Consider the following 9,614-nt stretch of genomic DNA (forward strand, 5'->3'; position numbering starts at 1 on the left):
TCCCTCAGCCGCACGTTGCCTTGACGTCGGCGTCAAGGCTTACGTTCTTCTCATGCGCATCGGCGAGCTGGCCGCGCGGGCCGGGACGACCACCCGGACGCTGCGGTACTACGAGTCACGGGGTCTGCTGCCCGCGAGGCGGAACGGCAACGGATACCGCACCTACGACGAGGACGACCTGAAGCTGCTCCGGCAGATCAGGACGCTGCAGGACTTCGGGTTCGACCTGGAGGAGACGCGGCCGTTCGTGGAGTGTCTGCGGGCCGGTCACCAGGAGGGCGACACGTGTCCCGCCTCGCTCGCGGTCTACCGGCGCAAGTTGGACGAGCTCGACGCGCTGATCGGCGAGCTGCGGGCCGTGCGCGAGCAGGTCGGGGCGCAGTTGGTGAGGGCCGAGCGGGCGCGGGAAGAGCTGGCGGCCGAGGCGCAGGCTCCGGGTGGTCCGGAGCCGGTGTGTGAGCTGGGAGGGATCCTCAAGTGATCAAGGCGGCGGGTGTGGCCGAGGTGACGGACGCGACCTTCGAGGCGGAGGTGATCGGCGCGGAGCTGCCGGTGCTGGTGGAGTTCACCGCCGACTGGTGTCCGCCGTGCCGGCAGATGGGGCCGGTGCTCAGCGCCCTCGCCGCGGAGGAGGGCGAGCGGCTCAGGGTGGTCCAGCTGGACGTGGACACCAACCCGGAGACCACGAACGCGTACAAGGTGTTGTCGATGCCGACGTTCATGGTGTTCCGGGGCAGTGAGCCGGTGAAGGCGATGGTGGGGGCCCGGCCGAAGCGGCGACTGCTGGAGGAGTTGGCCGACGTCCTCTGAGTCCCCGAAGAGCTCCCCGGATGAGCTCCCCGGATGAGCTCCCCGGATCAGCCGCCCGGATGACTGCCTCCGATGAGCTGCCCAGATACAAAGAAATCCCCCGAGCAATTGCGCTCGGGGGATTTCTTTGCGTATATTCAATAGTTCGCGACTTCACGGAAATTAGTCGCGAATGAGGCTTAGTGAGCACAGTATATCCGGGCGGGAGTGGAATTGTCAAACGCCGACTTTCCAGATCGTGAATTGATGCGCGAACAGGAATTCATCGACGAGCTGTACGCGCGTGTGGACGCCCTGCGCGGCGACACCGAGGTCTCGGTCACGGACGCACTCGCCCAGGGCAACACCCCCAGGCAGGCCCGGCTGGAGCGGGACATCCTGGTCGCCGAGCGCTCCGGGATGCTGACCGCGCTGAACGCGGTGGAGGGTTCGCTCTGCTTCGGCCGGATCGACCTCACCTCCGGTATCACCCACCACATCGGCCGGATCGGTCTGCGTACCGACGACGCCGAGCGCACCCCGATCCTGATCGACTGGCGGGCCGACGTCGCCCGCCCCTTCTACCTGGCCACCGGCCACACCCCGATGGGTATCGGCCGACGCCGGCACATCACCACCGAGGGCCGCACGGTCACCCACCTGCACGACGAGATCCTCGACCTCGGCGACGCCACCCGCACCGGCCACGAGGACCCGACCGGCGACGCCGTGCTGCTCGCCGCCCTCAACTCCGCCCGCACCGGCCGGATGAGCGACATCGTGCAGACCATCCAGGCCGAGCAGGACGAGATCATCCGGGCTCCCCACCGGGGCGTGCGGGTGGTCGAGGGCGGCCCCGGCACCGGCAAGACGGCGGTAGCCCTGCACCGGGCCGCCTACCTCCTGTACGAACACCGGGAGCTGCTCGCCAAGCGGGCCGTCCTGATCGTCGGCCCCAACCCCGCGTTCCTCGGCTACATCGGCGAGGTGCTGCCCTCCCTGGGCGAGACCGGCGTCCTGCTGGCCACGGTCGGTGAGCTGTACCCCGGTGTGAAGGCGACGGCGACCGACACCCCCGAGGCGGCCGCCGTGAAGGGCCGCGCCGACATGGCCGACGTCCTCGCCGCCGTCGTACGCGACCGGCAGGCGCTGCCCGACCCGGTGATCGCGATCGAGCACGACCGCGAGATCCTGATGCTCGACGACGACCTGGTGAACATGGCACGCGAGCGCACCCGCGCCGCGAAGCTCCAGCACAACGCGGCGCGCGAGTCCTTCGAGGGCCACATCCTCAACACGCTCACCGACATGGTCGCCGAGCGCATCGGCACGGATCCGTACGACGGATCCAACCTGCTCGACCCGAGCGACATCACCCAGATCCGCGACGAGCTCGCCGAGAACCCCGAAGTCTGGTCGGCGATCCACCAGTTGTGGCCGAGAGTGACCCCGCGGCGCCTGCTCGCCGACTTCCTCGCCGCGCCCGAGGGATACCTCGGCGACGAGGACGCGGCCGCCATCCGCCGCCCGGTGACCCGGGCGTGGACCGTCTCGGACGTACCGCTGCTCGACGAGGCGGCCGAACTGCTGGGCGAGGACGACCGGTTGGCGCGGGCGCGCGAGGAGCGGGAGCGGGAGACGCAGATCGCGTACGCCCAGGGGGTGCTGGACGTCTCGTACGCCTCCCGGACCTACGAGTTCGAGGACAAGGACGAGGAGGACTCCGAGGTTCTGTCCGCGCACGACATCATCGACGCCGAACGGTTCGCCGAGCGCCACGAGGAGGACGACCACCGCAGCGCCGCCGAGCGCGCGGCCGCCGACCGCACCTGGGCGTTCGGGCACATCATCGTCGACGAGGCGCAGGAACTGTCGCCGATGGCCTGGCGGTTGCTCATGCGGCGCAGCCCGACCCGCTCGATGACCCTGGTCGGAGACCCGGCGCAGACCGCGGAGGCGGCAGGGGTCGGCTCCTGGGCGGGGATCCTCGAACCGTACGTCGAGGACCGCTGGGAGCACACCCGCCTGCGGGTCAACTACCGCACCCCGGCCGAGATCATGGACGTGGCGGCGGCCGTGGTGCGCGCGGAGCATCCCGGCTTCGAACCGCCGAGCTCGGTGCGCTCGACAGGGGTACGACCCTGGGCGCGCGCCACCGACGACCTCCCCGGCGCCGTCGCGAAGGCGGTGGCCGAACTGACCCCCGCCGAGGGCCGGCTGGCCGTCATCGCGCCGCGCGCACTGCACCGGAGGCTGGCGGCCGGCCTGGACGGTGTGACGGCGGGCGCGGAGCCCGACCTGACGCGGACGGTCGTCCTGCTCGACCTCCGCCAGTCCAAGGGCCTGGAGTTCGACTCCGTCCTGGTGGTCGAACCCGGACAGTACGGCACGAGCGACCTGTACGTGGCCCTGACCAGGGCGACCCAACGGCTCGGCGTGCTGCACACCGGGGCACTCCCGGCGAGCCTGGCCGAGGCGTTCGGGGGCTGAACACAGCCCCTCCGGCATTTGAGGAGCGGGGGCCCGGGGGGCTGGGCCGGCCCCCGGAACGGGGTCGGAGGGGCAGCGCCCCTGGAGGATGGGACGGGTAGGGGCGGCGGGGGCGAGGCAAGCTACGCCGGGCGGAGCCACACCGTTGCCAGGGGCGGCAGCGTCAGCAGGACGCTTGCCGGGTGGCCGTGCCAAGCCTGGGGCTCCGGCTTGATGATGTCCGGGTTCGTCACGGCGCCGCCACCGTACTTGGCGAGGTCGGTGTTGACGGATTCGTGCCAGGCGGGGACATCGTCGGGGACGCCCAGCCGGTAGTCCTGGCGGACGACCGGAGCGAAGTTGGACACCGCAAGGAGCGGGACACCGTCCGCGTCCTCGCGGAGGAAGGCGAAGACGTTGTCCTCGGCGGCGTCACCCACGACCCACCGGAACCCGGCGGGGTCGGTGTCGCGCTGCCACAGCGCCGGGGTGTGGCGGTAGACGGTGTTGAGATCGCGGACCAGGTCACGGACACCTCGGTGGTCGGCCTCCGCCCCGTACGCCGGATCCAGCAGCCACCAGTCCGGGCCGTGCTCCTCGGACCACTCCGCGCCCTGCGCGAACTCCTGGCCCATGAAGAGGAGTTGCTTACCGGGGTGCGCCCACATGAAGCCCAGATAGGCGCGGAGGGTGGCACGCTGCTGCCACCAGTCGCCCGGCATCTTCGACACCAGTGATCCCTTGCCGTGGACGACCTCGTCGTGCGAGATCGGCAGCACGTAGTTCTCGCTGTAGGCGTACACCATCGAGAACGTCATCTCACCGTGGTGGTACTTGCGGTGCACCGGCTCATGGCTCACGTAGTCGAGCGAGTCGTGCATCCAGCCCATGTTCCACTTCAGTCCGAAACCGAGGCCCCCGAAGCCGCCCGGGCCAAGGTGGTGGGTGGCGCGGGTGACGCCGTCCCAGGCCGTTGACTCCTCGGCGACCGTGACCACGCCAGGCACCCGCCGGTACACGGTCGCGTTCATCTCCTGGAGGAACGCCACCGCGTCCAGGTTCTCCCGGCCGCCGTGCTCGTTCGGCGTCCACTGGCCGGGCTCGCGCGAGTAGTCGAGGTAGAGCATCGAGGCGACCGCGTCCACCCGCAGGCCGTCGATGTGGAACTCCTCGCACCAGTACACGGCGTTGGCGACCAGGAAGTTGCGCACCTCGCGGCGGCCGTAGTCGAACTCCAGCGTGCCCCAGTCCGGGTGGGCGGACCGGAGCGGGTCCTCGTGCTCGTACAGCGGACGCCCGTCGAACTCCGCCAACGCCCAGTCGTCGCGCGGGAAGTGCGCCGGTACCCAGTCCATCAGCACCCCGATCCCGGCCCGGTGCAGGGCGTCGACGAGGTACCTGAAGTCGTCCGGGCTGCCGAGCCGGGCGGTGGGCGCGTAGAAGCCGGTGACCTGGTAGCCCCAGGACCCGCCGAAGGGATGCTCGGCGACCGGCATCAGCTCCACATGGGTGAAGCCCAGGTCCTTCACGTACGCCGGTAGCTGCTCGGCGAGTTGACGGTACGTCAGGCCGGGGCGCCAGGACGGGAGATGGATCTCGTAGACCGAGAAGGGCGCCTCGTGCGCGGGGGTGTCCGCGCGGCGCGCCAGCCACTCCTCGTCATCCCACTCGTACCGCGACGAGGTCACGATGGACGACGTGCTGGGCGGGACCTCCGTACGGCGGGCCAGCGGATCGGCGCGCAGCGTCTTCGAACCGTCGGGCCGGGTGATCTCGAACTTGTACAGCTCGCCCTCGCCGATCCCGGGCACGAACAGCTCCCAGACACCGGTGCCGCCGAGCGAGCGCATCGGGAACGCCGACGCGTCCCAGAAGTTGAAGGTGCCGGCCACCCGCACGCCCCGCGCGTTCGGCGCCCACACCGTGAACCGGGTCCCGGCCACCCCGTCATGGGTCATCGGGTGCGCCCCGAGCGCCCGCCACAGCTCCTCGTGCCGGCCCTCGCCGATCAGATGCAGGTCGAGATCGCCCAGCGCGGGCAGGAAGCGGTACGCGTCCTCGGTGTCCTGGACCGCCCCCTCGTACGCCACGAGAAGGCGGTACGCCGGGGCCTCCCGCAGCGGCAGCAGAGCCGAGAAGAACCCGTCCCCGTCGTCGTGCAGTTCCGCCCGTAGGTCATCGGCGACGACCGTCACGGACCTCGCGTACGGCCGGAACGCCCGGAAGGCGACCCCGCCGGTCAGCGGATGGGCGCCGAGGACGTCGTGCGGGGCGTGGTGGGTACCGGAGAGCAGCCGCTCGCGGTCACCGGCGGGTACCTCCGGCGACGCGGCGGGCTCAGGAGCGGTGACCGGTTTGGCGGCCACCTTCTTGGCAGTGACCTTCGTCGGTCCCGTGGAGGTCTTTTTCGTGGTGGCTTTCTTCGCGGCGGCCTTCTTCACACTCTTCTTGACGCTCTTCTTCTCGTTCTTGCTTTCGTTCTTGCTTTCGTTCTTGTTCTCGGTCGTCTTCTCGGTCTTCTTCTGGGCTTTCGCAGCCGTCTTCTTCGGATCCGAACCGCTGGACGGGGGGCGGGGCGTCACGGGGAAAGCCTCCTCGGCGAAAATCTGTCGGTCAGATCAGGTCGGACGTGACGTACCGCTCTATCGCGGCCATCGGTACGGGCAGCCAGTCGGGGCGGTGCCGGGCCTCGTAGACGACCTCGTAGATCGCCTTGTCCGTCTCGCAGGCCCGCAGCAGCACCGGATCGGTCCGCGGATCCACGCCGCTGACCTCGGCGTATCCCGAGCAGTAGGCGGCCCGGCAGACCTCGGCCCAGCCAGGGGCCGGTGGGTCGGCGGAGAGCGCCGCGTAGTCGAAGGAGCGGAGCATCCCCGCGATGTCCCGGGCCGGCGGTTGTGGCATCCGGCGCTCGGCGAGCGGCTTGGACGGCTCGCCCTCGAAGTCGATCAGCGACCACCGTCCGGCGGGCGAGCGCAGACACTGCCCGAGGTGCAGATCGCCGTGCACCCGCTGCGCGGTCCAGGTACGGCCCTCGGCGGCCAGGTCGGCGAGCGCGGTGAAGGCGGAGCGCAGTGCGGACGCGTACGGCCGGAGCGCGGGCACCGCCTGCGTGGCCGCCTCCAGACGTTCGATCATGCCGTCGACCAGCAGGTTCAGCTGGGGGTGGCCGAGGGTCGAGGTGGGCAGCGCACGGGCGAGTGCCGTGTGCACCTCGGCCGTGGCCCGTCCCAGCGCCCGTGCCTCCGCACCGAAGTCCTCGCCCTTGGCCAGCTCCCGCAGCGCCAGCTCCCAGCCGTCACTCGCGCCCTGCACGAACGGCTGGAGCACGCCCAGGACGTACGACTCCCCGGCCAGCTCCGCCCGTATCCACCCCGTCGGCGCGGGCACCCGGGGGCAGTCCTCGCGGGCCAGCGCCAGCGGCAGCTCCAGGTCGGGATTGACGCCGGGTACGATCCGGCGCAGCAGCTTCAGGATGAACGTATCTCCATAGACGATCGACGAGTTGGACTGCTCGGCGGTCATCAGGCGCGGCACCAGCTCTTCCCGGATCTCCTGCCGCTGGTCCCGCTCGAAGCGCAGCCCGCCGATGCGGGCCTGGGTGCGCAGCGCCTCCAGGAGCAGTTCGGCGGGCCGGGTGTCGTGCAGGGCCTCGTAGACCGTCTGTCCGGCGAGGGGGCCCTCCTCGACGTGACCGATCAGCGCGGGCGCCAGCCTGGGGGGCAGCGCCTCGCGCGTGCCTATCAGGAGCTGGTAGCAGTCTCCCGGGTGGGTCGCGGAGCCCAGGGCGAGCGGCTGGTGGGCGCGCACCAACAGGTGGTAGAGGCCGAGCTTGGCCGTGGGTGGCAGCAGCTCGGTGGCCGCCACCAGGGAGAACCCGGTGACCGGACGCCCCTTGCCCGCGAACCAGCGCTGTCGCGGCAGCCACTCCCGCAGCAGCGGATCCAGTGACGCGAGGAGGCCGGGGCTGCCAGAGCTGGATGTGGCGGTACGGATGACGGCTTCCGACATGGCGTCGCGTCCTTTCCCCGGAGTGGTCGGGGTGTTACTGATGCGTGCCCCCGGCGGGACGGGCAAAACCGCCCCGCCAGGAGTTCGACCGGGCGCATGGCCCTATGCGGCGTCCTTGCGGAGCCGGAACCAGTAAAAGCCGTGACCGCCCAGAGTCAACAGATACGGCAGCTCTCCCACGGCCGGGAAACGGACCCCGCCGAACAGTTCGACCGGGTGCCGCCCTCCGAAAGCGCTGAGGTCCAGCTCAGTCGGCTGCGCGAACCGGGAGAAGTTGTTCACGCACAGGACGAGATCGTCCTCGTACTCCCGGAGAAAAGCGATCACCGCCGGATTGGAGGACGGGAGTTCCGTGTACGACCCCAGACCGAACGCGGGGTTCTGCTTGCGGATCTCGATCATGCGGCGGGTCCAGTGCAGCAGCGAGGACGGCGAGGCCATCGACGCCTCGACGTTCGTGACCTGGTAGCCGTGGACCGGGTCCATGATCGTGGGGAGGTACAGCCGCCCCGGGTCACAGGACGAGAAGCCTGCGTTGCGGTCCGGGGTCCACTGCATCGGGGTCCGTACGGCGTCCCGGTCGCCGAGCCAGATGTTGTCGCCCATGCCGATCTCGTCGCCGTAGTAGAGGATCGGCGAGCCCGGCAGTGACAGCAGCAGGGCGGTGAACAGTTCGATCTGGTTGCGGTCGTTGTCGAGGAGGGGGGCCAGGCGCCGGCGGATGCCGATGTTGGCGCGCATGCGGGGATCCTTGGCGTATTCCGCCCACATGTAGTCGCGTTCCTCGTCGGTGACCATTTCCAGGGTCAGCTCGTCGTGGTTGCGCAGGAAGACGCCCCATTGGCAGTTCGAGGGAATGGCCGGGGTCTTGGCGAGGATTTCCGAGACGGGATAGCGGGATTCCCGGCGGACCGCCATGAAGATGCGAGGCATGACCGGGAAGTGGAATGCCATGTGGCATTCGTCGCCGCCGGACCGGAAGTCGCCGAAATAGTCGACGACGTCCTCCGGCCACTGGTTCGCCTCCGCCAGCAGCACCGTGTCCGGATAGGAGGCGTCGATCTCCTTCCGGACCCTTTTGAGGAACTCGTGGGTCGCCGGAAGGTTCTCGCAGTTGGTGCCCTCCTGCTGGTACAGGTACGGCACGGCGTCGAGGCGGAAGCCGTCGATGCCCAGGTCCAGCCAGAACCGCAGCGCGGAGATGATCTCCTCCTGGACCGCGGGGTTCTCGTAGTTGAGGTCCGGCTGGTGGGAGAAGAAGCGGTGCCAGTAGTACTGCTTGCGCACCGGGTCGAAGGTCCAGTTGGAGGCCTCGGTGTCGACGAAGATGATCCGGGCGTCCTGGTACTGCTTGTCGTCGTCGGCCCAGACGTAGTAGTCGCCGTAGGGACCGTCGGGGTTGTTGCGGGACTCCTGGAACCACGGGTGCTGGTCGCTGGTGTGGTTCATGACGAAGTCGATGATGACGCGCATGCCACGCTGGTGGGCGGCGTCCACGAACTCCACGAAGTCGGCGAGGTCGCCGAACTCCGGCAGTACGGCGGTGTAGTCCGAGACGTCGTAACCGCCGTCCCTCAGGGGTGACTTGAAGAACGGCGGCAGCCACAGGCAGTCGACGCCCAGCCACTGCAGGTAGTCGAGTTTCGCGGTCAGGCCCTTGAGGTCGCCCACCCCGTCGCCGTTGCTGTCCTGGAAGGAGCGGACGAGGACCTCGTAGAAGACGGCACGCTTGAACCACTCGGGGTCCCGGTCCTTGGCGGGAGTGTCCTCGAAGGTGTCCTGGACGGGCTCGTTGACGATCATGTTGTGGGTGACCCTCCGATCTGCGGGGTGGACGGTCGCAGGACGGTGCTGTGCTCATCCGGTGACGCGACATCGGCGGCTTGTGCCGCGCGTCCACCGGACCCCCGGCCGACAGTAAGCACGTGTGCCCCGCCAGGCGTGAGGCGCACATAATTGGCCCTGCCCCAGTGATAGGTCTCGCCGGTGAGCTCGTCGCGCACCGGCACCGACTCGTGCCATTCCAGGCCGAGTTGCGGCATGTCCAACGAGACCGTGGCCTCCTGGGTGTGGTGCGGATCGAGGTTGGCGACCACCAGAACCGTGTTCGATCCCCGTCGCTTCGAGTACGCGATCACCTCTTCCTTGTCCGCCTGGTGGAAGTGGAGATCACGCAGTTGGCGCAGGGCCGGGTTCGCGCGTCGGATGGTGTTGAGCCGGGTGATGAGGGGGGAGAGGCTGCGTCCCTCCTGTTCGGCCGTGTCCCAGTCGCGGGGTTTGAGCTGGTACTTCTCGGAGTCGAGGTATTCCTCGCTGCCGGGTTTGAGGGGGGTGTTCTCGCAGAG

General features: G+C 69.4%; 6 protein-coding genes and 1 pseudogene. 3 read left to right on the forward strand and 4 right to left on the reverse strand.

Features of this window, described 5'->3' with window-relative positions:
- Positions 1–52: 52 nt before the first annotated feature.
- From AB0H86_RS32025 to AB0H86_RS32035, 3 genes are all read left to right on the forward strand, one after another.
- Entirely contained in the window at positions 53–481 is a 429-nt protein-coding gene (locus AB0H86_RS32025; protein ID WP_362446638.1) for a MerR family transcriptional regulator, read from the forward strand.
- A gap of 14 nt (positions 482–495) precedes the next feature.
- Positions 496–810 carry a thioredoxin domain-containing protein gene (locus AB0H86_RS32030; RefSeq protein ID WP_362446667.1) on the forward strand — a complete coding sequence of 105 codons (315 nt, stop codon included), beginning with the start codon at positions 496–498 and terminating at the stop codon, positions 808–810.
- 246 nt (positions 811–1,056) lie between these two features.
- Positions 1,057–3,279 (forward strand): ATP-dependent DNA helicase, encoded by a 2,223-nt coding sequence (locus AB0H86_RS32035; RefSeq protein WP_362446641.1) that lies wholly within the window; start codon positions 1,057–1,059, stop codon positions 3,277–3,279.
- 122 nt (positions 3,280–3,401) lie between these two features.
- Here the strand turns inward: AB0H86_RS32035 and glgB are convergent, their stop codons facing one another.
- From glgB to AB0H86_RS32055, 4 genes and pseudogenes are all read right to left on the reverse strand, one after another.
- A complete protein-coding gene (gene glgB, locus AB0H86_RS32040) occupies positions 3,402–5,840 on the reverse strand; it encodes a 1,4-alpha-glucan branching enzyme (RefSeq protein WP_362446644.1) in 2,439 nt (812 codons plus the stop codon).
- 31 nt (positions 5,841–5,871) lie between these two features.
- Positions 5,872–7,269 carry a maltokinase gene (locus tag AB0H86_RS32045; RefSeq protein WP_362446647.1) on the reverse strand — a complete coding sequence of 466 codons (1,398 nt, stop codon included), beginning with the start codon at positions 7,267–7,269 and terminating at the stop codon, positions 5,872–5,874.
- Between the two features lie 102 nt (positions 7,270–7,371).
- The gene (gene treS, locus AB0H86_RS32050) at positions 7,372–9,072 is read right to left on the reverse strand and encodes a maltose alpha-D-glucosyltransferase (RefSeq protein WP_362446650.1); all 1,701 of its coding nucleotides are present in this window, start codon (positions 9,070–9,072) and stop codon (positions 7,372–7,374) included.
- A pseudogene (locus AB0H86_RS32055) lies at positions 9,069–9,614 on the reverse strand (alpha-1,4-glucan--maltose-1-phosphate maltosyltransferase); the annotation flags it as partial. The gene treS and the pseudogene AB0H86_RS32055, both read right to left, overlap by 4 nt.

This window comes from Streptomyces sp. NPDC050997, assembly GCF_040660135.1.
GTDB lineage: Bacteria > Actinomycetota > Actinomycetes > Streptomycetales > Streptomycetaceae > Streptomyces.

What these genes read in the sequence shown, in the direction of transcription:
- AB0H86_RS32025 (WP_362446638.1), top strand. Translation starts at nt 53, where the DNA reads ATGCGCATCGGCGAGCTGGCCGCGCGGGCCGGGACGACCACCCGGACG.
- AB0H86_RS32035 (WP_362446641.1), top strand. Translation starts at nt 1,057, where the DNA reads ATGCGCGAACAGGAATTCATCGACGAGCTGTACGCGCGTGTGGACGCC.
- AB0H86_RS32045 (WP_362446647.1), bottom strand. Translation starts at nt 7,269, where the DNA reads ATGTCGGAAGCCGTCATCCGTACCGCCACATCCAGCTCTGGCAGCCCC.
- treS (WP_362446650.1), bottom strand. Translation starts at nt 9,072, where the DNA reads ATGATCGTCAACGAGCCCGTCCAGGACACCTTCGAGGACACTCCCGCC.